The organism is Brachybacterium sp. AOP29-B2-41 (assembly GCF_052378395.1).
Lineage (GTDB): Bacteria > Actinomycetota > Actinomycetes > Actinomycetales > Dermabacteraceae > Brachybacterium.
This window is the reverse complement of sequence record NZ_JBQSXR010000014.1, coordinates 49,496-71,788: the sequence shown is the minus strand read 5'-3', so window position 1 is coordinate 71,788 and position 22,293 is coordinate 49,496. Positions and strand designations below refer to the sequence as shown.

Genomic DNA, 22,293 nt, shown 5'->3' with positions numbered 1-22,293 from the left:
CATGTCAGCGCGCAGCGATCAGCTCCGCGATCTGGATGGCGTTCAGGGCAGCGCCCTTACGGAGATTATCCGCCACCGCGAACAGCACGAGGCCCTTGTCCTCGGGCACCGACTGATCCTGGCGGATACGGCCCACGAACGTGCCATCCTGACCGGCTGCCTCGAGCGGGTTCGGCAGCTCGACCACGTTCACACCAGGAGCCGCAGCGAGCAGCTCACGCGCCCGCTCCGCCGACAGCGGCCGATCGAACTCGACATGGATCGCGAGCGCGTGACCGCTCATCACCGGCACTCGCACGCAGGTGCCCGCGACCGGGAGATCCGGCAGTCCCAGGATCTTCCGGGACTCATGGCGCAGCTTCTGCTCCTCGTCGGTCTCCCCGGAGCCGTCGTCCACCAGGTTCCCGGCGAGCGCGACCACGTTGAAGGCGATGGGCTTGGCGTAGATGCTCGGCTGGCCGAGGTCCACGGCCGAGCCGTCGATCGCGAGCTTCTCGACGTCGCCGATGCCCTTGCGAACCTGACCAGCGAGTTCCGCGACACCGTCGACCCCGGAGCCGGAGACGGCCTGATAGGTCGCGACCTTCAACCGGGCCAAGCCCGCCTCGTCGTGGAGAACCTTCAGGCTGGGCATCGCGGCCATCGTGGTGCAGTTCGGGTTCGCGATGATCCCGCGCGGCGGGTTCACCAGCGCCTCCGGGTTCACCTCGGAGACCACCAGCGGCACCTCGTCATCACGGCGGTAGGCCGAGGAATTGTCGACCACGGTGGCGCCCGCCGCTGCGTAACGCGGGGCCAGGGCCTTGGAGGTCGAGCCGCCGGCGGAGAAGATCGCGATGTCGAGCCGGTTGCCGTCGGAGGTGATGTCCGCGGTCTCGGCGTTCTCGACGGTCAGCTCATGGCCGGCGTACTGGACGGTCTTGCCGGCGCTGCGGGCCGACGCGAACACGCGGATCGCGGAGTGCTTGACCGCCCGATCGGCGAGCAGGGTGAGCATCACACGGCCCACCTGGCCGGTCGCGCCGACGACGCCGATGACGGGCCCGTCGGCGGCATAGCCGGGGGTGAGGGTGAAGTCGGGAGTGCTGGTGCTGGTGTTCATCGTCCGGTCCCTCCGTAGACCACGGCCTCGGTCTGCTCGGCGTCGAGGCCGAACGCCGTGTGGATCACGCGCACCGCGTCGTTCAGCCGAGCCTGCTCGGTGACGACGGAGATGCGGATCTCCGAGGTGGAGATCATGTCGATGTTGATGCCGGCCTCGCCGAGCGAGCGGAACAGCAGCGCCGAGACGCCCGGGTGCGAACGCATCCCGGCGCCGACGATGCTGACCTTGCCGATCTGGTCGTTGTAGCGGACCTCGGTGTAGCCGATCGCCTCGCGCGCCTCCTCGATGGCCTTCAGCGCCGCGGGGGCGTCGGCCTCCGGGAGCGTCAGGGAGATCGCGACCGTGTCATCCACGGTCGAGGAGTTCTGCACGATCATGTCGATGTTCGCGCCGGAGCTGGCGACCACGTCGAACAGCATCGCGGCGCGGCCCGGGAGGTCCGGCACCTCGACCACGGTGATCTTGCCTTCGCTGCTGTCGTGGGCGACGCCCGAGATGATCGGCGCCTCGAGGCCCGTTGCTGCGAAATCGTCCATGGGGAGCTCCTTGGTCGGGTCGGCGGCGTCGCGTCGGACGACATCCGCGGTACGGAGGGTGACGTCGGGGTCGAGGGGGATCTCGCGCTCGGGATCGTCGGCGACGATCGTCCCCACACGACCCGAGTACGAGGAGCGCACATGCAGCGGCACCCCGTAGCGGCGCGCGTACTCGACGCTGCGGGCCATCAGGATCTTCGAGCCGTTGGCCGCCATCTCCAGCATCTCCTCGCTGGAGATCAGCGGCACCCGGCGTGCCGACGGGGCGATCCGCGGATCGGCCGAGAACACGCCGTCCACGTCCGAGTAGATCTCGCAGACGTCGGCGTTCAGCGCTGCGGCGAGCGCCACCGCGGTCACGTCAGAGCCACCACGACCCAGCGTGGTGATCTCCTTGGAATCGTGCGAGACGCCCTGGAAGCCGGCGACGATCGCGACCGCACCCTCATCCACGGCCTCCTGTATCCGGCCCGGAGTGACGTCGCGGATCTGCGCCCTGCCGTGATCACCATCGGTGATCAGCCCGGCCTGCGAGCCGGTGTAGGCGCGGGCGGTGACGTCGACGTTGTTCAGCGCCATCGACAGCACCGCCATCGAGATCCGCTCCCCCGCCGTGATCAGCATGTCCATCTCGCGCGGCGGCGGATTCGGGGCCACCTGCTCGGCGAGGTCGATCAGCTCATCGGTGGTGTCCCCCATCGCGGAGACCACGACGACCACCTTGTGGCCGGCCTTCGCGTAGAGGGAGATGCGCTTCGCGACACGCTTGATCGAGTCGGCGTCAGCGACGGAGGATCCTCCGAATTTCTGGACGACCAGGCTCATGAGGCAGGTTCCTTACGCGGTGGAGGACAGGCGGGGTGATGCGGGTGGTGCGGTGGGCCAGCCGTGGGCGGGCCCTGGACGGGCCTGCCGTGGGGCGGGCCTTGGACGGGCCTGCCCTAGGTGGGCGGGCCCTGAGTGGGACCGCTGGTGGGCGGGCCCTGGGCTGGATCGGTACCGCAGAAATGTTCCCGTTCCGCCGCGCCGATGGGCAGTGCTTTCACTCGCCCGACGCGGCTCCGGGCACCCTGCGAGCGGGCACCAGCCGCCGCCCAGTCTACGAAAATGCCTGGTCCTGGCCACAGTGACCTCGGCATGCGAGACAGGCCCCCTGGTCAGCGCGATTCAGCCCCGTGACCAGCACAACATCCCCCCGGGCGTGGCGTGATCAGGCCAGGCCAGGCAGAGGCGTACTCTCCGCCGCTCACGGGTACTGCTCACGAGTGCTGTCCTCGGGGCCCCCCCACCCCGCCAGCGGGCCCTCCACCTCATCGCCGGGCACCTCCACCTCGCCAGCGGGGCAAAGTTGGGCGATAGATTCCGCTATCCCCCTACTTTGCCCCGCTGGTGCGACGGGACGGGCCCCGCTGGTGCGACGGGACGGGCCCCACTGGCGCGACGGGACGGGCCCCACTGGCGCGACGGGACGGGCCCCACTGGCGCGAGGGCTGCTCTCGGGCAACGCCCGACCCTCCCTCGACGCCAGGATCACCGAAAAGAGAACTCCTCCATGGGGAGGATCGGTGGGCAGAGCAGTGACCTCGGGGTTGTGGATGACGGGGTGGAGGAGCCTCCGCGCGGCGGAGCATGTGCCCATGCCCCGACTCCCCTACCCGCTGCCACCATCGCTGCCGTATGCCGTGTTCACGGCGGCGGAGGCGAAGCAGGCTGGGGTGAGCGTGGATCGGCTGAGGGCGAATGATCTCCGCCGGCTGGGCTACGGGATCTACGCCCGCACGGACGTCGACCTCACGGAGCTCGCGCTCCTGACCGCGATGACCCGCAGCGACCCCCTGGTCGTGGCGAGAGGTCAGAGCGCAGCACGGCACTGGGGCTTCCCGTTGACGCAGGCACTGCAGAGATGGGACGCGGCTCCGCAGATCACCCCCGTCCATCTGACTGCCGGCGATCTCGTCCATCGCGACACGAAGCTCCTGCGTTGGAATCGGCAACGCTTGCGCGCTGAGGAGATCGTCACGATCTCGGACCTGAGAGTCACCAGTCGGATTCGCACCTGGCTCGATCTCGCTCAGGAGGTCTCCCTCGACCAGCTCGTGAAGATCGGCGACCACCTGGTGCGGATCCCGCGCGCCTGGGCGGAGAACCGTCTTGAGCCCTACGCCACGCCCGCCCAGCTCATCGATGCCACACTCGCCTACCCCGGCACCGGCAGGCCACGTCTGAGAGAGGCGCTCACGCTGATTCGAATCGGCAGCGATTCCGCCGCCGAGACGACTCTTCGCCTCGCCGCGGGCCGAGCACAGCTCCCCACCCCCGAGCTGAACGTTCGCCAGTTCACCGATGGGGTTGACCTCGGCGAACCGGACCTGGCCTGGCCCGAGTGGAAGGTGTGCGTCGAGCATGACGGGCCGTCCCACCGCACGAAGGAGCAGCAGGAGAAAGACATCAGGCGTCGGGAGCTCCGGGAAGCGCATGGCTGGATCGAGGTGCAGTCGGTCGCTGTCGACCTCCACAACGGGTGCCGCCGTGGGCTGCAGCGGATGCGGGAAGCGCTCCTGAAGCATGGCTGGCGCCCCACCGCCGACTCCAGCGCACCACGCGCCCCACGCCAGCGACGACCCGCCTCGCGCTCGGCCCCGATCATCTCGCCATCACCGGATCGCGCGAGCCGTCCGGCCAGATGAGTCGCCCAGCCAGATGAGTCGCCCAGCGACGTGATCAGGACGGTGGCGCGGATCGCCCTCCCCGGAGGGAACTGCCACGTGAGCGGGGCAAAGTGGGGTGAATAAGGGTAGCTATCGCCCCACTTTGCCCCGCTCACGCGGCGGGAAAGGTGCACGGGAGGGGGTGCCTCAGGTCCTGGTGACGAGCTCCGCAAGGAGGGCGCGGGCGCCGGTGGTGTGGAGGGTCTCGAGGGCGTGGAGGTAGGGCGTCGTGAATGCCTGCTGCTGGACGAGGTCGCCGAACAGCTCCTCGTCGCGGAGGAAGGCGAGCGGGTCCTCATCGTGCCGGGCTGCGGCAGCCATCAGGCGGTCGTGGAGGCGGTCCACCACCGGCCACTCCTCACCGTTCTCCCCCATGCCCTCGGCGTAACGCGCCCAGGAGGCGACGATCGCGGCGGAGGCGGTGACGTCCCGGCCAGCCTCGAGGTTCTCCCGGATCACGGGGACCAGCCAGGTGGGGATGCGGTCGGAGGACTCGGCGGCCAGGCGGGCCAGGGTGTCCTTGACCTCGCGGTTCGCGAAGCGGGCCATCAGCTCGTCCTTGTAGGCGTCCAGGTCGATGCCGGGCACCTCGGGAACGGCGGGCGTGCCCTCGTGATCCATGTAGAGAGTGCGGGTGAAGGGCGCGAGGTGTTCGTCGACGGCGGCTTCGTCGGCGTAGGTCTGCCCGAGCAGCAGGCCGAAGTAGGCGATGGCCTGGTGGGAGCAGTTCAGCAGGCGCAGCTTCATCAGCTCGTACGGTTCGACGTCCTCGACCATCTGCACGCCGACCTCCTCGTAGGCGGGGCGGCCGGCGGGGAAGTGATCCTCGAGCACCCACTGCACGAAGTCCTCGCTGACCACGGGCCAGGCGTCCTCGATGCCGTAGTCGCTGGCGATCATCTCGATGTCCTCGGGCGCGGTGACCGGGGTGATGCGGTCGACCATGCAGTTGGGGAAGGCGACCTCGGACTCGAGCCAGTCGGCGATCGGGGCGTCGCCGTGCAGGCCGTTCTCGTCGCGCCTGCGTGCGTAGGCGAGGATCATGCGCTTGGCGAGGTCACCGTTGCCGCGCACGTTGTCGCAGGACATGACGGTGAACGGTGCGGTGCCGGCCTCGCGGCGGCGGCGCAGCGCTTCGACGACGAAGCCGAACATGGTGCGAGGGTGCCCGGCGGGGTGCGCGGGATCCGCCCCGGCACCATCCGCACCGTCCGCACCGTTCACAACGTCCGCACCGTCCGGACCGTTCACAACGTCCGCACCGTCCGGACCGTTCGCACCGTCCGGGCCCGCCGCGGCGGCGCCCACGGCGGCGAAACCGGTGGAGAGGTCCGCGGCGACGGCCTCGGTCTCGTACTGGAACTGACCGGTGGAGGGGTTGTAGTTGTAGCCGCCCTCGGTGACGGTCAGCGAGACGATCCGCACCGCCGGGTCGGTCATCTGGGCGAGCACGGCCTCGGGATCGTCGGGCGCGAAGAGGTACTTCGCGATGGAGCCGACGATGCGAGGGTCGCGGGCTCCGTCGGGCGCCTTGGTGACCAGCGTGTACAGCCCGTCCTGGGCGGTGAGCGCATCGCGCATCCGGGCGTCGCCCGGCAGCAGGCCCACGCCGCAGAGCGCCCAGTCGCGGTCCCGGCCGGCGTTCATCAGCCGGTCCAGGTACATGGCCTGGTGCGCGCGATGGAAGCCGCCGACGCCGAAGTGGACGATGCCGATGCGTCGCTCGTCAGGGGCATAGCTCGGCACCGCGACCTCGCCGCGAGTGCCGATCTCGGACAGGGTGGAGGCGTTCAGCGCGGTCATGGCTCATCCTTCGTCGGCGAGTGCGGTGGGAGTCCGACGATACACACCCCGGCGTCAAATGAGCAGACCTATCGCTCACCTGATCCGGGAGTGCGCCGTCCCGGGGCAGGTTCTCGCCACACAGTCGCGACCCCGGTCCCGCGCTCGCCACCCGCGTCCATACCCGCACCCGCGCCCGCACCCGCACCCGCACCCGCCGTCACAGTCGCGGCCGCAGCCGCAGCCACACCCATGCCCGACCCCGCACCCTCAGTCGAGCAGTGCGGCGACCTGGTCGGCGAGCTCCGGGGCGAGCACGATGTCGTCGACCAACCCGGAGCGTGCGGCGGCGATCACGGCTTCGGGTCGCCCGACCGCCGGTGCGGCCGCGATCACGCGAGCCCGGCGCAGCTGGTCGGCGCGGACCCCGATCACCCGATCCTCCATGGTGGAGTGCCAGACCGCGCCGCTGCCGTTCAGCAGGATTCCGCAGATCTCGGCGACCACCCCGGCGTCCTGTGCGCGCTGCTGCTCGTCGGGCCGCAGCCGTGCCCACAGGGTCGAGGCTCCGGCGGACCAGGCCCCGATCGACACCATCGCGACGTCGAGCGCGTCGGCCGCATCGAGGGCCGAACGGACCTCCTCCATCGACCGCAGCGAGGCTGCGACCTGCGGGGAGTCGACGATCAACGGGGTGGGCAGCGCCCAGACCTGCCCGCCGGTGTGCCGGCCGAGGGAGTGGACCAGCGCGGAGGACTGTGCGGTGGAGTAGCCGGGGGCGCTGAGCGGCCCGACCAGCTGGACGATGTCCGCCAGGGGCAGCACCCCGAGGGAATCGGGGAGGTGGAGCAGGGTGCGGGACCAGGCGACGCCGAGGCGACCGCCCTCCTGCAGGTGCAGCGGCAGCAGGCCGGCGACCTGTCGTGCGATCGCGGCGCGCATCGACTCCCCCGGGCGAGCGGAGGCGACGGTGACCGAGGAGATGCCGAGCTGCGCGGCGAGCGGGGCGTGATCGCGCCCGGCGGCCACCGGATCGACGACCTCAATGCGCACGATGCCCTCCGCGCGGGCCTCGTCGAGCAGGCGCGCGACCTGGAATCGGGAGAGGTCGTGGCGGCGGGCGAGCTCCACCTTGGAGACGCCGTCAAGATAGTGCTCGGTCGCCAGCGCGACCTTGAGGGAGCGGTCGTCGACCGCACTGCCGTCGGCCGCACGACCGCGGGCTGCGCCGCCGTCGGATGGATGGCGTCTGCCCGCAGCGTCACCACCCGCAACCCCCGCTCCAGCATCCGTTCCGGAGGGCTCCCTGGACCCCATGGCGACTCCTTCCGCACTCATCGCGCGACGAACATCTGTGCCCGCCCCTTGCTCAGTTGAGAGTATATGACTACGCTCACTCTCAGTTGAGCGTCTACAACTATCAAGTGAGGGTCGCGGCAGAGCTGTCGTGTGCTCTCTGCGCGACGCTCTCAGCGCGTCACCCAGCGCGAGACCGACATCGCTGTCGGTCGACCATGTCGGACACCGCCGACCCCCGGCCCGAACCGCTCACAGGAGACCAGTCATGGGACCCCTCTCCCCCTCCCCTCACCCCCGCTCGGGGCTGAGCCTTCCTCCAGGATCGCCGCCACCTCCGCGGGATCCCCGCACCCGCCAGCGTCCCCGCTCGCCGCAGACTTCCAGCGCACCGCAGCCCTTCCGCACGCTCCAGCCCAACCGTCGCAGCGTGCTCGGAGCAGGCCTCGCCGGGCTCGGTGCGGCAGGCCTCGCCGCCTGCGGCGCAGGCTCCGGCGGCAAGGAATCGCTCGTCGTCGCGATCGTCTCGAATCCGCAGATGCAGGACGCGATCAGCCTCATCGACCGCTTCACCGAGCAGCACCCCGACATCGACGTGCGCTTCGTGTCCCTGCCGGAGAACGAGGCGCGCGCGAAGATCACCGCGTCGGTCGCCTCCGGCGGCGGCGAGTTCGACGTCGTGATGATCTCCAACTATGAGACTCCGCTGTGGGCCGCCAACGGCTGGCTCACCGACCTCGAGCCCTATATCGCGAAGACCGACGGCTACCAGCCCGAGGACTTCATCCCCACGATCAAGGACGCCCTGACCGTGGACGGCGCCATGCACTCGGTGCCCTTCTATGGCGAGAGCGCGTTCCTCGTGTACCGCCAGGACCTCTTCGACGCGGCAGGGCTCGAGATGCCCGAGCGTCCCAGCTGGGACGAGCTGCAGGAGTTCGCCGAGGTCCTCCACGACCCCGACGCCGGCATGACGGGCCTCGCGCTGCGCGGGTTGGCCGGCTGGGGCGAGAACCTCGCCCCGATGAACACCGTCATCAACACCTTCGGCGGCCGCTGGTTCGACATGGACTGGGCCCCCGCCCTCGAGTCCGCCGAAGTGCGCGAGGCGGTGAGCACCTACGTCGACACGGTGCGCACCTTCGGCCAGCCCGGTGCCGCGACCTCCGGGTTCGGCGACTGCCTGAACCTGGTCAGCCAGGGCAACGCCGCCATGTGGTTCGACGCCACCTCGATGGTCTCCGGCATCGAGGACCCTCGGTCCTCGACCGTCGTCGGCAAGACCGGCTACGCCCTGGGACCCACCGAGCTCACCGACTCCACCAGCTGGCTGTACTCCTGGGCGCTGGCCATCCCGGAGACCAGCGAGAAGAAGGATGCGGCCTGGGAGTTCATCGCCTGGATGACCCATCCCGACTACTTCCAGCTGGTGGGCGAGGAGATCGGCTGGGAGGCGCTGCCGCCCGGCTCCCGGCTGTCCACCTATGAGATCCCCGAGTACGCGGAGCTCTCGAAGACCTACGCCGAGCCCACCCTGAACTCGATGGCGGCCGCCACCCAGGAGCAGTCCATGACCGAGGAGGTCCCCTACCCGGGCCTGCAGTTCGTGGGCATCCCCGAGTTCCAGGACCTCGGCACCCGCGTCGGCCAGCAGTTCTCCGCCGCGATCGCGGGCCAGAAGAGCGTCGACGAGGCGCTGAAGCAGTCCCAGGGCTTCGCCGAATCGGTCGCCCGCACCTACGGATGGGAAGGCTGAGCCATGTCGACCACCACCGATGCTCCCGTCGGCCGCGGGCCCGACGCGCCGCGCACCCCGTCGACCGACGGACCCCGCGCCCGCCCCGCCCAGGGCGGCGACTACTCCAAAGCCGAGGCCTGGCGGCGCCGACTGCCGCTGATGCCCGCGTTCCTGTTCGTGGTCGTCTGCACCCAGATCCCGTTCCTGCTGACGATCTGGTACTCCCTGCGCTCCCGCAACCTGCTGCGCCCCGAGGGCGAGAAGTTCGTGGGGCTGCGCAACTACCTCGACATCTTCGTCGACTCCACCTTCCGCACCGCGGCGCTGAACTCCATCCTGTTCACGCTGGGCTGCGTGGTCGTCTCGCTGCTGCTGGGGCTGGGGCTCGCGCTGCTGCTGGACCGGAAGTTCTTCGGCCGCGGCTTCATCCGCACCCTGCTGATCACGCCCTTCCTCATCATGCCGGTGGCCGGCGCGATGCTCTGGTCGATCTCGATGTTCGATCCGACGTACGGCCTGGTCAACTGGCTGATCGGGACCGTAGGGATCTCCCCGGTGGACTGGACCAGCCAGTTCCCGATGGTCTCGATCATCATCGCGCTGGTGTGGCAGTGGACACCGTTCATGATGCTGCTGCTCCTGGCGGGCCTGCAGTCTCAGACCGGTGACGTCCTCGAGGCCGCCTCGATGGATGGCGCCAGCGCCTGGCAGACCTTCATACACATCACCCTTCCCCACCTGCGGTTCTACCTCGAACTGTCGGTGCTGCTGGGCGCGATCTATGTCGTCAACACCTTCGACCAGATCTATCTGATGACGGCGGGCGGGCCCGGCACCGCCAGTGCCAACCTGCCGTTCTACATCTACCAGCGCGCGTTCCTCGGCTTCGACATCGGGCAGTCCGCTGCGATGGGCGTGGTCACCGTGATCGCCACGATCGTGATCGCCACCTTCGCGCTGCGCCTGATCTTCACGAGCATCAACTCCAAGGAGCAGTCATGAGCACCGCGACCGCCACCGCCGACGCCCCTCGGCACCCCGCTGCCCGTCCTACCCGGTCGGCTGCACCGATCCGTCCTCGGCGGCCGAAGGGCCAGGTCAGCAGGCATCTGCTGTCCGTGCTGGCCTGGGCCGCCGGTCTGATCTTCTTCGCCCCCGTGGCGTGGATGGTGCTGACCAGCTTCAAGCAGGAGAGCCAGGCGGCCTCGAGCCCGCCCACCTTCTTCTTCACCCCGACGCTGGATCAGTACGCCTCGATCATCGGCACCTCCGGCGCCGGCTCGTACCTGCTGAACTCGGCGATCGCGACCGTCTGCTCGACGCTGCTGGTGCTGGTGCTCGCCGTGCCGGCCGCCTATGCGGTGAGCATCCGCCCCGTGAAGCGCACCCAGGACTTCCTGTTCTTCTTCATCTCCACGAAGATGCTGCCGGTGGTCGCCGTGATCATGCCGATCTATGTGATCGCCGGGCAGCTGCGGATGCTCGACAACATCCTCACGCTGATCGTGCTGTACACGGCGATGAACCTGCCGATCGCGGTGTGGATGATGCGCTCGTTCTTCCTCGAAGTGCCCGGCGAGGTGCTCGAGGCGGCATCGATCGATGGGGCCTCGCTGATGCGCACCATGCGCACTGTGCTGCTGCCGATGGTCGCGCCGGGCGTGGCTGCCACCGCGCTGATCTGCGTGATCTTCGCGTGGAACGAGTTCTTCTTCGCCCTGAACCTCACCGCTGCGAATGCCGCGACGGTGCCGATCTTCCTGATGTCGACCATGACCTCGGAGGGACAGTTCCTGGCCCGGCTCTCCGCCGCCTCGGTGCTGGCGTCCCTGCCGGTGGTGCTGGCCGGCTGGATCGCGCAGAAGCAGCTGGTGCGCGGCCTGTCGATGGGTGCGGTGAAGTAGGCCGGGGCGCGCTCGGCGGGGCGGGCCACATCAGGGGGCATCGGTCCTGTGTCAGGCACCCGCCACGCGCCAGAGGGGCAAAGTAGGCGCCAGCGGGGCAAAGTAGGGGGAATGGCCGCATCTATTCGCCCACTTTGCCCCGCTGGCTGGGCGAAGGAACCGCGCGGCGGCGGGGCGGGGCGCGGGGCGGCTGGGCGAAGGAACCGCGGAGCCGCGGGGCGAGGCGCGGGGCGGCGGAAGGGCGCGGGAGGCGATCCCGCTCGCTGAGCTGGGCGCCGCCGAGGTCTACTCCCCCGGCACGTCGCGCTCGATCTCGGCCATCCAGGCCTTCGCCGTCGCGTCGGCCGGCATGCGCCAGTCACCGCGCGGGGAGAGCGACCCGCCGGCCAGCACCTTCGGGGCGTTGGGCAGGGCGGAGCGCTTGAACTGATTGGCGAAGAAGCGGCGGACGAACACCGTCAGCCAGTGCTTGATCTCCTCGCGGGAATAGGGGCGTTTGTCGGCGTCGGAGTAGCCGGCGGGCCACTCTCCGGCGTCGACGTCACCCCAGGCCTGATGGGCGAGGTAGGCGGTCTTCGCCGGACCGTAGCCGCGACGCAGCAGGTGATAGAGGAAGAAGTCGTGCAGCGCGTAGGGACCGATCGAGCTCTCGGTGGACTGCGCCTTCTCGCCCTCACGCGCCGGGATCAGCTCGGGACTGATCTCGGTGTCCAGCACCGCCTGCAGCACCTCCGAGGCGTCGTCGCCGAAGATCTCCTCGGCGACCACCCAGCGGATCAGGTGCTGGATCAGGGTCTTGGGCACGCCGGCGTTCACGCCGTAGTGGGACATGTGGTCGCCCACGCCGTACGTGCACCAGCCGAGCGCGAGCTCGGAGAGGTCCCCGGTGCCCACCACGATCCCGCCGTGGTGGTTCGCCAGGCGGAACAGGTAGTCGGTGCGCATCCCGGCCTGGACGTTCTCGAAGGTCACGTCGTAGACCTCCTCGCCGCTGCCGTAGGGATGGCCCATGTCCTTCAGCATCTGGGTGGCGGAGGGACGGATGTCGATGGTCTCGAAGCTCGCACCGACCGCGCGCGAGAGCAGCTCGGCGTTGGAGCGGGTGTGCTCGGTGGTCGCGAATCCGGGCATCGTGTAGGTGAGGATCTCGGAGCGGTCGCGACCCAGCAGGTCCATGGCTCGTGCGCACACCAGCAGCGCATGCGTGGAGTCCAGACCGCCTGAGACGCCGAGCACCGGCTTCGTGCCGCCGGGCTTGTCCCCGCCGATCGCGCTCAGCCGACGCACCAGACCCGCGACCTGGATCGAGAACGCCTCATAGCAGTCCTGGGCCAGGCGGGCCGGGTCGTCGGGCACGAAGGGGAAGCGGTCCAGCTTGCGGCGCAGCGGCCCGGTCGCGGGGCGGCCGACGGGCTGGGAGTCCCCGTCAGGGTCCCAGGCGTCGAAGGAGATCTCGTCGGCCGCTTCCACTCCGAACAGGAGCCGTGCGCGGCTGCCGGCGTACTCCTTCAGGCGTTCGGCGTGGATGCGCCGATTGTCGTCGAAGGTGTTCATGCGGCGCCGCTCGGCCACGACCCGGGAGAGATCGATGTCCGCGATGGTGGCGCGGGGGCCCTGCGGGAAGCGCTCGGTCTCGCCCAGCAGGTCACCGCATTCGTAGATGAAGGTCTGTCCATCCCAGGCGAGGTCGGTGGTGGACTCCCCCTCCCCGGCAGCGGCGTAGATGTACGCGGCCTGGGAGCGGGCGGACGCGGAGCGGGCCATCAGCTTGCGCTCGTCGGCCCGGCCGATGGTGATCGGCGAGCCGGACAGGTTCGCGATCACGGTGGCGCCGGCGAGCGCGGCCTCGGCCGACGGCGGGATCGGCACCCACATGTCCTCGCAGATCTCCACGAACAGGCTCAGGCCCGGCACGTCGGGCACCTCGATCAGCTGGTGCGGGGTGAGCTGATGCTCCGTCCGGCCGATGCGCACATTCTCCCAGCAGACGTCGTCCCCCGAGGCGTACCAGCGCCGCTCGTAGAACTCGCGGTAGGTGGGCAGGTGCTGCTTGGCGTGGATGCCCACGATCTCCCCGCGATGGATGGTGATCGCGGCGTTCACCACGCGGTTGCGGGCGGGGACCCGCAGCGGGGCGCCGAGCACGATGAGCGGCATCAGCTCACGGCTGGCCTCGACCACGGCGAGGATCGCCTGCTCGGCGGCGTCCAGCAGCGGCTCCTGCAGCACCAGGTCGTCCAGCGAGTACCCGGTCAGGGACAGCTCGGGGAACACCGCGAGCCCCACCTGCTGCCGGTCGAGGTCGCGCAGCACCTCGAGGTGGCGCTCGGCGTTGGTGGCGGGGTCGGCGAGCGCGACCGGGACGGTGACGGCGGCGGCGCGCAGGAAGCCGTGGTCGTAGATCGAGGCGTGAGGGTCCGACGGGTCGTCATGGGTGACGGTGGGCAGCGCGCGCTCCAGCTGGTGGTCCCGGTCGGGCGCGGCCGGCACATGCCCGCCCGGCACCGGGGCGGAGGCCGGGACGTCATGATGATGCGCCGGTGCGGGGCTCGGCGGTTCGTTCTGGCCCGGCGGCTGCGTCCGGTGCTGACCGGAGGGCTGCGGGGCTGTTGGCTGCGACGCTGAGCTCATGGTGCCGAGCGTAATGGAGCACAGCGGCACCGCGCCGCTCTGCGTCCGTTCGGTCGGCTGCGCCCTGCGGCCCTGTGGCCCCGTCGGCCAGCCCCGTCGGCCAGCCCCTTCGGCTGGCCCCGACCATCGCTGGGCACGACGCACGGGTGCAACGCTGACCTGCTATACGTTGATCCGATGAGACCGAGCACGACACCGCGCACGAGAGGGGCCGCATGAACTCGCGCAGGCCCTTGCTGGGCTGGCTGCTGATCGCCCCCAGCCTGATCGGGGTGGCGGCCTTCCTGATCCTGCCGGTGCTGATCGCCTTCGTCGTCTCCCTGTTCCGCTGGGACCTGCTGGGCACTCGCCGCTTCATCGGGATAGAGAACTACCAGGCGCTGCTCTCGGACGGCGCCTTGACCAACTCCCTGCTGGTCACCGGCATCTTCACGCTGATCTCGGTGCCGGTCTCGCTCGCGCTGGGTCTGATCCTCGCCACGCAGCTGGTGCGCGCCCTGCCGGGCTCGGCGATCGTGCGGGTGATCGTGGTGATCCCCTGGGTGTGTGCGCCGCTCGCGCTCGGCGTGGTCTGGAAGTGGATCTTCCAGCCGTCGGTCGGTGCACTGAACCAGATCCTGGGCGTGCGGATCGAATGGCTGACCGATCCGTCGCTCGCCCTGCCCGCGGTCGCCTTCGTCGCGATCTGGCAGAACGTCGGCTACATCTCGCTGTTCTTCCAAGCCGGGCTCACCCGTATCCCCGGCTCGATCTACGAGGCCGCCCGCATCGACGGCGCCGGCCCGGCCCAGCAGCTGTGGTTCATGACGGTCCCACTGCTGCGCCCCACCACGTTCTTCCTCGCCGTCACCCAGGTGGTGGCGAGCTTCCAGGTGTTCGACATGGTCTTCGCCCTCACCGGCGGCGGCCCCCAGCACCGCACCGAGGTGATCGCCTCCCTGATCTACCAGGAAGCCTTCGTCTCCAGCCGCCTGGGCCGCGCGAGCGCGGTCGCGGTGATCCTGTTCCTCCTCCTGGTGGTGATCACGGTGGCCCAGCAGCGCTGGTTCTCCCGCCGCATCACCTACGACATGAGCTGAGAGGACACCGACGAGATGACCACACCGCGCACCGCCACACCGCACGCCAACACCGATGCTCCCGAGGCCACCCCCGCGCGCCCGACGAGCCGACGCCGCCTCACCGGCACGCTGCTCGCACGGCGCCTGCTCGGCCACGGCATCACCTATCTGGTGCTCGCCGTCGCCGCCGTGCTGACCCTGGGACCGTTCCTTTTCTCCGTGCTCACCGCATTCACCTCCACCCGGCAGTTCGCCCAGCAGGGACCGCTGTCGATCCCCGTGCCCCCCGTGCTGGAGAACTTCATCGGCCTGTTCACCTCACCAGACGGCTTCGTCACCCCGGTCGTGGTCACGGTGCAGATGGTCGCCGTGATCCTGGTGGGCCAGATGGTGTTCTCGGTGCTCGCCGCCTATGCCTTCGCTCAGCTCCGCTTCCCCGGCCGTGACCTGCTGTTCTGGGTGTACATCGCGACGCTGATGGTGCCGCAGGTGGTCGTGGTGGTGCCGCTGTACCTGATGATGAGCGAGGTGGGGCTGCGCAACACCTTCTGGGCCCTGATCCTCCCCTTCGTGCTCGGCTCCCCCTACGCGATCTTCCTGCTGCGGGAGAACTTCCGCGGTGTGCCCAGCGAGCTGATGGATGCGATGCGGATCGACGGCGCGGGCACCCTGCGCCTGCTGTGGCATCTGGTGGTGCCGCTGAACCGGCCGATCATCGTGACCCTGGTGCTGATCACGGTGGTCACCCACTGGAACAACTTCATGTGGCCGATGGTGATCACCTCTGGCCCCGAGTGGCGGGTGATCACGGTGGCGACCTCCGCGCTGCAATCGCAGTACAACAACAACTGGACCCTGGTCATGGCGGGTACGACGCTGGCGATGCTGCCGTTGGTGATCCTTATGGTGGTCTTCCAGAAGCAGATCACCCGCTCGGTGGGCGAGGCGACGCTGCGCTGACGCGGACACGCATCGGCGTCACCCGAAGACATACATCACCCCATCACCAGCACGAATGGTTGATAATAGGAGCACTAGTGTTCTCGGAAGGACATCACATGTTGAACCGTCGTACTCTCCTCTCCTCCTTCGCCGCCGCCGGCCTGCTCACCACCGCGGCGGCGTGCTCCCCGTCCAGCGATGACGGCGGCTCGGGCGGCACCCCGGGCAGCGGCGCCAGCGACGCGGGTGGCAGCACCGGCGGGGACAAGGGCACGCTGACCTTCCGGCTGTGGGATGAGAATGCCGTGGCCGCGTACGAGGAGTCCTTCACCGCGTTCACCGCCGAGAGCGGCTGGAACGTGAAGATCGACGTGGTGCCGTGGGCCGACTACTGGACCCGCCTGCCGCTGGATGTGGCCAGCGGTGACGCGGCGGATGTGTACTGGATGAACTCCGCGAACTACATCCAGTTCAAGGACTCCGAGGCACTGCTGGACATCAACGAGGTGATCCCCGACGGCGCGGCCCAGTGGGAGCAGTCCGTGGTGGACCTCTACACCCGCGACGGCGGGCTGTGGGGCGTGCCGCAGATCTGGGACTCGATCGCCCTGTTCTACAACAAGGCCCTGGTCGAGGAGGCGGGCGTGGACCCGTCGGCCCTCGCCTTCGACCCCGCCGCGGAGACCGACTCGCTGCGCGATGCCGGAAAGGCGCTGACCCTGGACGGTGCCGGCAAGCACCCGGGCGAGGACGGCTTCGACGCCGATTCCCGTGAGCAGTTCGGCTTCAACTCGCAGGCGGACCGCCAGGCGATCATCGGCCCGATGCTCGCCTCGAACGGCGCCGAGTGGCAGAAGGACGACCAGTACACCTTCGCCTCTCCCGAGGGCATCGAGGCGTTCCAGTACATGGCCGACCTCATCAACGTGGAGAACGTGGCCCCCAGCGCCGCAGACACCAACGAGAACGGTGACTTCACCCGCGACCTGTTCACCCAGGGCAAGCTCGGCCTGTTCCAGTCCGGCCCCTACAACCTGCTGGCGATCTCCGATGGCGTGGCCGACTCCTTCGAGTGGGCGCTCGCCGCGCCGGTGGCCGGCCCCGCGGGCGCGAAGTCCCTGGTGCACGGTGTGGTCGCGGTGGGCAACGCGAAGGCCGACGAGGAGCAGCAGACCGGCATCACCGAGCTGCTGACCTGGCTGGGCAGCAAGGACGGCCAGCTGCCGCTCGCCGAGAAGGGCGTCTCCTTCCCCGGCCATGTCGACGCGCAGGACGCCTTCATCGCGTTCTGGGAGGAGAAGGGCGTGGACGTCAGCATCTTCGTGGACGCCGCGAAGAACGCCGCTGAGGCCGACACCGGCGCCCGCGCGAATGCTGGCCTCACCGCCGCGATCCCGGTCTTCCAGGAGGTCTTCATCGGCCGCCTCACCGCCGAGGAGGGCATCCCGCAGGCACAGGAGGAGGGCAACGCCGCCATGGCGGAGTGAGCCCGCTGGCTCAGCGGGATCACCTGACCTGCTGAGCATCGGAGGACGACGGGCGCTGGAGCGCACCCTGCGGAAGTATCTCCGCAGCCTGCTCTCCAGCGCCCGTTCTCGTTGCTCAGTCCCTGGGCATCCTCCACCACTCCCCCACGATTCGTCCCCGTAATGTGCCCGCGAAGTCCTGCCCGCGACGGGTTCCGGCATGCCAGTCTGTGCACATGACGCACAGCACACCCGCGGCCGGGGGCACGGGCCGGGGATCGCAGGGGGAACAGGCGCCGCCGCACACGTCCGGCGCCTACGACCACTGGCCGATCCAGTCCGACGGCCCTGCCCACAGCAGTCCCGCGCAGAACGAACCGCCCCTCAGCGGGCCCGCGCAGAGCGCCCCGGTGCGCAGCGGTCCGACGCACGAGAGTCCCACGCACGAGAGTCCCACGCAGAACGGCGCGGCAGCGCCCGGCCTGCAGTCGTATCCCGGACGCGCCACGAGCTACGGCGCGCTGGCCCCGGCGCCCGCGCACCGCACCGACCTCGCCGCCGGCGCAACCCCCGGGATCGTCGCCGAACATGTGAGCCGTGCTTTCGGCAGCGTGCAGGCGGTGCATGATCTGAGCTTCACCGCGCCGCGCGGCGCGGTGACCGCGCTGGTGGGCCCCAATGGCTGCGGCAAGTCGACGCTGATGCTGATGCTCGCCTCGCTGCTGGCCCCGCACTCCGGCCGGGTGCTGATCGACGGCGTCGACCCGTCGGCCGATTCCCCGGCGGTGCGGGCGAGCGTGGGATGGATGCCGGACCAGTTCGGGGCGTGGGACTCGCTGCGGGTGGCGGAGGTGCTCGAGGTGATGGGCCGTGCCTACTTCCTGCCCGGGCCCGAGCTGCGGCAGCGGGTCGATGAGCTGCTGCAGCTGCTGGATCTCGCCTCTCTCGCCCAACAGCCCGCGCACGTGCTCTCCCGTGGGCAGAAGCAGCGCCTGGGTCTGGCCCGTGCGCTCATCCATGGCCCCTCGGTGCTGATCCTCGACGAGCCCGCCTCCGGGCTCGACCCGGCGTCGCGCCGACGCCTGCTGCGGGTGGTCCGCTCGCTGGCGTCTGCGGGGACCACCGTGCTGGTCTCCAGCCACATCCTCACTGAGCTCGAGGAGATGGCTGATCATGTGGTGTTCATGGACTCCGGCCGGGTGGTGGACGCCTCGAGCGTGCGCGATCTGGCGGCTCGGCCGCGCCCCTGGAGGATCAGCTCGTTGGATCTGCAGGCCCTGGCCTCGGCATTGGGACGGCTCGGGGTGCGCCACCGCGGGGTGCTCGGCCCCGATCGCACCACCAGCGGTCATGCAGAGGTGATCGTGCAGCTGCCCGACGAGGCCACCGCCGCCCGCCTGCTCGCCGACCTCACCGCCGCGAAGGCCCAGGTCATCGCATTCGGTCCCGCGACCGGTCGACTCGAGGCCGCCTACCTCGCCTCCGATGCCGCCCACCGTGAAGGAGCCCTGTGATGAGCGCGTCCACCTCTGTGCCCGAAGCGCCCATGCCCGCAGCGTCCGGCGGCCCGGGCTCCAGCGGTCCAGGCTCCGGCAGTCCGGCATCCGGAGGTCCACCCTCCGGCGGGGCTTCATCCGGCGGTCCGGCACCGACTGGTCCCCGCCGTCCCCTCAACGGCATCCTCTCGCTGCGCCCGCGAGGGCTGTGGCTGGTCACCTCGCTCGAGCTGCGGCAACGGATCCGTTCGGGGCGCTGGTATGTCGCGCTCGCGGTGTGGACCGTGGTGCTGCTGGGCATCGGCGGGCTGGGGCTCGCTCCCACGCTGTACACCGCGCAGTGGGATTCCCTCGAGCCGGTCGCTGCGGTGATCTTCAGCCTGCAGGTCATCCTGGTGCTGTTCGCGATGCTGCTGGTGGTGCCGGCGCTCTCCGCCGGATCGATCAACGGTGACCGCACCGCCGGGACCCTCGCCACGCTCCAGGCGAGCCTGCTCAGTCCCTTGGAGATCGTGCTGGGCAAGCTGCTGGCCGGCTTCCTCACGGGCCTTGCGTTCCTGGTGCTCGCCCTGCCCTCGCTGGTGCCGATCGCGGTGCTGGGCGGGATCGGGGTGTTCTACTTCCTGCGGATCGTGCTGGTCATCGCGCTGCTGACGCTGTGCGTGACCGCCGTGGGGCTGGGACTGTCTGCGGTGACGAACCGGCAGCTGGGCTCGGTGGTGCTGGCCTACGTGATCGTGTTCGGTGTGTCCGTGGTGCTGCCGATCGCCTGGGGTTCCTCGGCGATCTTCCTGCAGCAGGAGCGCGAGGTCACCGAGTACTACTCCACCTACGATCACGCCGACGGCGCGCGTATGGGGCGCTGCGTGGCGGAGCAGGGCACCAGCGATGTCCCGCGCGTGGATCTGACGATGCCGATGCTGTGGGGGAACCCGGTGGTGCTGCTAGCCGAAGCGGCGCCCCCGCTGCCGACGGACTACTGGAGGGACGGGGAGGAGAACACGGATGTTCTGCGGCTGATCAAGAGCGGGATGCGCGTCGCCGCCACGATCACCCATCCTTCCCACAACAACTACTGCGAGCCAGGGGAAGAGGGCTATCCCGAGGACCTCGCCGCCATGCCGAACCGGCCGATCTGGCCGATGGGCCTGACGCTGTGGATGCTCGCAGGCGGTGCCGCGCTCGCAGTAGCGACCTGGAGGCTCGCGGTGCCGATCCGGCAACTGGGCAGCGGGACACGGATCGCCTGAGGCCGGCCCCTACGTTCTACAGCTCCCGAAGCCCCGTGACGGAGTCGGGGATGCCGTGACCCGGCGGGGTGTAGTCACCGCTGGCCCGGCCGCCGCTGGCCTGGCCACCGCCGGTGAAGGCTGAGCCTTCGCCACCGAAGTCCGGCAGGGCCCCACGGGAGAGGTCCGCTGCACGCACTGCGGTGTCCTTCGCGCCGGGCACGGAGTCATCGACCCAGAGCCGCTCCCCGGCGGCGTCCAGATCGAAGATCTCCAGCGTGTGGTCACCACCGGCGGCCTGGAGCCGCTTGCGCATCGCGGCCCGCACCGCAGGATCCTTGGCACGATCCGCGCGGGTGCCGATGTCCGGGGCGACCAGGGCGTACGGGCTCTCCCGGCGCACATAGTCCCCGGCCGGCCCATAGAGCAGATCCCTCAGCCCGCGGCGCATCGCCGAGGCGGCGGCGAGCCCGAGCAGGGGCACCAGCACCAGCGCTCCCGTCACGATCCACACCCAGCTCAATGCGGTCGCGACCTGGATCACCTGCAGGAGCACGGCGAACATGATCGCGCCCAGCAAGCCCCAGCCAGCACTGATCCAGCCGGTCAGGCCCACCACTCGCGCTTCCCACGGGTTCACCCGGGCGCGGTGGCTCCAGTCCTCGTAGGTGCGCTGATCGGTGACCTGGTCGCGCTGTCCCGTGGACAGCATCATGGCGGTCCCGGGGGCGAGTGCGAGCCCGAGCAGCATCACGGCCGCCACCGGCAGGGCGAGCAGCAGCTGCACGATGGGAAGCGACGAGCCTGCGTCGACGAGATCCATCGTGGTGAAGCCGACGATCACGGTGACCATGTCCGTGATCCCGAAGATCACCCAGCCGAGCCCGGCGGCGGCCGGGATCACCCAGGTCAGGCTGGCCCAGGACAGCAGCGCCAGCGTGATCACTGCGCCACGAGGGGTGAAGGCGGCACTGGCTGCTTCGCTCCCGGGGCTCGGCGGCAGGTGCCGGCGATCCTGGACCAGGACCTGCTTGGCGGCCTCGCGCCGCTCCTGCGGATCCCGGCCGATACGAGCCGTGGTCCGCAGCGCCTCAGCATCGGTGACGCCCAGCAGCTTCGGCGCGGTGACGGTGCGGCGCACCAGCACCCAGGCGAGCTGCAGCGTGAGGATCGCCAGGCAGAGGGAGGACAGCGGGCCCGCGCCGAGGCCGGTCCACGGCTGCGGCACGCCCAGCAGCACGGCGACCGGCAGGGCGATCACCACCAGCAGCGGCGGGAGCATCAGCACCGTCGTGACCCGCGTGGCGACGGCGCGCTGGAACTGCCGTTCGCTGAGGAAGCGGCGCGGCTGGAGGCCGGCGATCACGCTGGGGGCCAGGGGCACCAGGGCCAGGCTGAGCAGCGTCGCCGCTGCGGGGACCAGCAGGAAGGCGGAGCCCAGCCCGGTGCTGGTGAACCCCAGATCGATCAGTGTCGCCCGGAGGAAGGCAGGTTCCGCGAGTGCGGACAGCAGCGAGAGGAACCAGAACGTCGGCGAGGCGCCGAGGACGTACAGCACCAGCAGCAGGTACCACAGGCCCAGGATCACCAGGGCGGGGGCCCAGAAGATCCGCAGCAGGCGCGTCCGGATCGCGCCCTTCGACTCGGCGATGATCTCGCCGGGCGGGGTGAGGTGGGTGGCCTCGTCCGGCAGCCGTCGGGGCGCCGGCAGGTCCTTCAGCGGCGGCAGCGAGCGGGTGTAGGGCGAGGTCATGGGGTCTCCTGGGAGGCCTCAGACGGCGCGGCGGCCCAGGAAGGCGCGACCCAGCGTCATCTCGTCGGCGTAGTCGAGGTCGCCGCCCACGGGCAGTCCGGAGGCGAGGCGGGTGACCGTGAGGTCGAGGGGGCTCAGCAGGCGGGAGAGGTAGGCGGAGGTGGCCTCGCCCTCGATGTTCGGGTCCAGCGCGAGGATGACCTCCTTGGTCTCCCCCGAACCGAGCCGGCTCATCAGCTGGGTGATCCGCAGGTCGTTCGGACCCACGCCTCCGATCGGATCGATCGCGCCGCCGAGCACGTGGTAGCGGCCCTTGAACTCGCGGATCTTCTCGATCGCGATGATGTCCTTGGACTCCTCGACCACGCAGATGATCTCCTCGCTGCGGCGAGGGTCCGAGCAGATGCGGCACTCGTCCTCGGCGGAGACGTTGCCGCACACCTCGCAGAAGCGCACGGTGTCCTTGACCTTGATCAGCACCTCCGCGAGTCGGCGCACAGCAGCATCGTCGGCGTCCAGCAGATGGAATGCGATCCGCTGTGCCGACTTGGGGCCGATGCCCGGCAGCCTGCCGAGCTCGTCGATGAGGTCCTGAACAATGCCTTCGTACACGTGCCCAACTGTAGTTCCCGGGGCCGACGTGCGG

16 protein-coding genes are annotated in these 22,293 nt (G+C 69.8%); 9 read left to right on the top strand and 7 right to left on the bottom strand.

Annotation, left to right across the window (positions count from 1 at the left end; all coding sequences use genetic code 11):
• Nucleotides 1–4: 4 nt before the first annotated feature.
• Complete coding sequence (locus ACT3T9_RS13745; protein ID WP_444606783.1) at nucleotides 5–1,102, bottom strand: aspartate-semialdehyde dehydrogenase; 1,098 nt, start codon at nucleotides 1,100–1,102, stop codon at nucleotides 5–7.
• Nucleotides 1,099–2,466, bottom strand: a complete 1,368-nt coding sequence (locus tag ACT3T9_RS13740; RefSeq protein ID WP_444606782.1) for an aspartate kinase — start codon at nucleotides 2,464–2,466, stop codon at nucleotides 1,099–1,101. The genes ACT3T9_RS13745 and ACT3T9_RS13740 overlap by 4 nt, the downstream gene beginning before the upstream one ends.
• A gap of 812 nt (nucleotides 2,467–3,278) precedes the next feature.
• Here ACT3T9_RS13740 and ACT3T9_RS13735 point away from each other — a divergent pair.
• On the top strand, nucleotides 3,279–4,328 hold the full coding sequence (locus ACT3T9_RS13735) for a hypothetical protein (RefSeq protein ID WP_442331956.1): 1,050 nt from the start codon (nucleotides 3,279–3,281) through the stop codon (nucleotides 4,326–4,328).
• A gap of 168 nt (nucleotides 4,329–4,496) precedes the next feature.
• On the opposite strand, the gene ACT3T9_RS13730 is transcribed toward ACT3T9_RS13735, so the two are convergent.
• Together ACT3T9_RS13730 and ACT3T9_RS13725 are read right to left on the bottom strand one after the other, a co-directional pair.
• Nucleotides 4,497–6,152, bottom strand: coding sequence for a mannitol dehydrogenase family protein (locus ACT3T9_RS13730; protein WP_441445299.1), 1,656 nt, complete (start codon nucleotides 6,150–6,152; stop codon nucleotides 4,497–4,499).
• A 249-nt stretch (nucleotides 6,153–6,401) separates the two neighbouring features.
• Entirely contained in the window at nucleotides 6,402–7,448 is a 1,047-nt protein-coding gene (locus tag ACT3T9_RS13725; RefSeq protein WP_345075479.1) for a sugar-binding transcriptional regulator, read from the bottom strand.
• 409 nt (nucleotides 7,449–7,857) lie between these two features.
• On the opposite strand from ACT3T9_RS13725, the gene ACT3T9_RS13720 reads away from it, so the two are divergent.
• The 3 genes from ACT3T9_RS13720 to ACT3T9_RS13710 are packed head-to-tail and all read left to right on the top strand — an operon-like array spanning nucleotide 7,858 to nucleotide 11,069.
• Nucleotides 7,858–9,183, top strand: coding sequence for an ABC transporter substrate-binding protein (locus ACT3T9_RS13720; RefSeq protein WP_345075480.1), 1,326 nt, complete (start codon nucleotides 7,858–7,860; stop codon nucleotides 9,181–9,183).
• 3 nt (nucleotides 9,184–9,186) lie between these two features.
• Nucleotides 9,187–10,167, top strand: a complete 981-nt coding sequence (locus tag ACT3T9_RS13715; protein WP_441445301.1) for a carbohydrate ABC transporter permease — start codon at nucleotides 9,187–9,189, stop codon at nucleotides 10,165–10,167.
• The gene (locus tag ACT3T9_RS13710; protein WP_444601109.1) at nucleotides 10,164–11,069 is read left to right on the top strand and encodes a carbohydrate ABC transporter permease; all 906 of its coding nucleotides are present in this window, start codon (nucleotides 10,164–10,166) and stop codon (nucleotides 11,067–11,069) included. Before ACT3T9_RS13715 ends, ACT3T9_RS13710 begins: the two co-directional genes overlap by 4 nt.
• Before the next feature lie 285 nt (nucleotides 11,070–11,354).
• Here the strand turns inward: ACT3T9_RS13710 and ACT3T9_RS13705 are convergent, their stop codons facing one another.
• Entirely contained in the window at nucleotides 11,355–13,700 is a 2,346-nt protein-coding gene (locus tag ACT3T9_RS13705; protein WP_444502463.1) for an NAD(+) synthase, read from the bottom strand.
• A 215-nt stretch (nucleotides 13,701–13,915) separates the two neighbouring features.
• Between ACT3T9_RS13705 and ACT3T9_RS13700 the strand changes: the two genes are divergently transcribed.
• The 5 genes from ACT3T9_RS13700 (at nucleotide 13,916) to ACT3T9_RS13680 (ending at nucleotide 19,915) form a co-directional block, all read left to right on the top strand.
• Entirely contained in the window at nucleotides 13,916–14,779 is an 864-nt protein-coding gene (locus ACT3T9_RS13700) for a carbohydrate ABC transporter permease (protein WP_444502462.1), read from the top strand.
• A gap of 15 nt (nucleotides 14,780–14,794) precedes the next feature.
• Complete coding sequence (locus ACT3T9_RS13695; RefSeq protein WP_444606781.1) at nucleotides 14,795–15,721, top strand: carbohydrate ABC transporter permease; 927 nt, start codon at nucleotides 14,795–14,797, stop codon at nucleotides 15,719–15,721.
• A 98-nt stretch (nucleotides 15,722–15,819) separates the two neighbouring features.
• The gene (locus tag ACT3T9_RS13690; RefSeq protein ID WP_444606780.1) at nucleotides 15,820–17,190 is read left to right on the top strand and encodes an extracellular solute-binding protein; all 1,371 of its coding nucleotides are present in this window, start codon (nucleotides 15,820–15,822) and stop codon (nucleotides 17,188–17,190) included.
• Between the two features lie 215 nt (nucleotides 17,191–17,405).
• Complete coding sequence (locus tag ACT3T9_RS13685) at nucleotides 17,406–18,683, top strand: ABC transporter ATP-binding protein (RefSeq protein ID WP_441445307.1); 1,278 nt, start codon at nucleotides 17,406–17,408, stop codon at nucleotides 18,681–18,683.
• Nucleotides 18,683–19,915 carry an ABC transporter permease gene (locus ACT3T9_RS13680; RefSeq protein WP_444606779.1) on the top strand — a complete coding sequence of 411 codons (1,233 nt, stop codon included), beginning with the start codon at nucleotides 18,683–18,685 and terminating at the stop codon, nucleotides 19,913–19,915. Before ACT3T9_RS13685 ends, ACT3T9_RS13680 begins: the two co-directional genes overlap by 1 nt.
• A 16-nt stretch (nucleotides 19,916–19,931) precedes the next feature.
• Here the strand turns inward: ACT3T9_RS13680 and ACT3T9_RS13675 are convergent, their stop codons facing one another.
• The gene (locus tag ACT3T9_RS13675) at nucleotides 19,932–21,647 is read right to left on the bottom strand and encodes a hypothetical protein (protein WP_444502458.1); all 1,716 of its coding nucleotides are present in this window, start codon (nucleotides 21,645–21,647) and stop codon (nucleotides 19,932–19,934) included.
• Nucleotides 21,648–21,665: 18 nt separating this feature from the next.
• Nucleotides 21,666–22,259 (bottom strand): recombination mediator RecR, encoded by a 594-nt coding sequence (gene recR, locus ACT3T9_RS13670; protein ID WP_441445310.1) that lies wholly within the window; start codon nucleotides 22,257–22,259, stop codon nucleotides 21,666–21,668.
• Nucleotides 22,260–22,293: the final 34 nt, after the last annotated feature.

What these genes read in the sequence shown, in the direction of transcription:
- ACT3T9_RS13745 (WP_444606783.1), bottom strand. Translation starts at nt 1,102, where the DNA reads ATGAACACCAGCACCAGCACTCCCGACTTCACCCTCACCCCCGGCTAT.
- ACT3T9_RS13740 (WP_444606782.1), bottom strand. Translation starts at nt 2,466, where the DNA reads ATGAGCCTGGTCGTCCAGAAATTCGGAGGATCCTCCGTCGCTGACGCC.
- ACT3T9_RS13735 (WP_442331956.1), top strand. Translation starts at nt 3,279, where the DNA reads ATGCCCCGACTCCCCTACCCGCTGCCACCATCGCTGCCGTATGCCGTG.
- ACT3T9_RS13730 (WP_441445299.1), bottom strand. Translation starts at nt 6,152, where the DNA reads ATGACCGCGCTGAACGCCTCCACCCTGTCCGAGATCGGCACTCGCGGC.
- ACT3T9_RS13725 (WP_345075479.1), bottom strand. Translation starts at nt 7,448, where the DNA reads ATGGGGTCCAGGGAGCCCTCCGGAACGGATGCTGGAGCGGGGGTTGCG.
- ACT3T9_RS13715 (WP_441445301.1), top strand. Translation starts at nt 9,187, where the DNA reads ATGTCGACCACCACCGATGCTCCCGTCGGCCGCGGGCCCGACGCGCCG.
- ACT3T9_RS13710 (WP_444601109.1), top strand. Translation starts at nt 10,164, where the DNA reads ATGAGCACCGCGACCGCCACCGCCGACGCCCCTCGGCACCCCGCTGCC.
- ACT3T9_RS13705 (WP_444502463.1), bottom strand. Translation starts at nt 13,700, where the DNA reads ATGAGCTCAGCGTCGCAGCCAACAGCCCCGCAGCCCTCCGGTCAGCAC.
- ACT3T9_RS13700 (WP_444502462.1), top strand. Translation starts at nt 13,916, where the DNA reads ATGAACTCGCGCAGGCCCTTGCTGGGCTGGCTGCTGATCGCCCCCAGC.
- ACT3T9_RS13695 (WP_444606781.1), top strand. Translation starts at nt 14,795, where the DNA reads ATGACCACACCGCGCACCGCCACACCGCACGCCAACACCGATGCTCCC.
- ACT3T9_RS13690 (WP_444606780.1), top strand. Translation starts at nt 15,820, where the DNA reads ATGTTGAACCGTCGTACTCTCCTCTCCTCCTTCGCCGCCGCCGGCCTG.
- ACT3T9_RS13685 (WP_441445307.1), top strand. Translation starts at nt 17,406, where the DNA reads ATGACGCACAGCACACCCGCGGCCGGGGGCACGGGCCGGGGATCGCAG.
- ACT3T9_RS13680 (WP_444606779.1), top strand. Translation starts at nt 18,683, where the DNA reads ATGAGCGCGTCCACCTCTGTGCCCGAAGCGCCCATGCCCGCAGCGTCC.
- ACT3T9_RS13675 (WP_444502458.1), bottom strand. Translation starts at nt 21,647, where the DNA reads ATGACCTCGCCCTACACCCGCTCGCTGCCGCCGCTGAAGGACCTGCCG.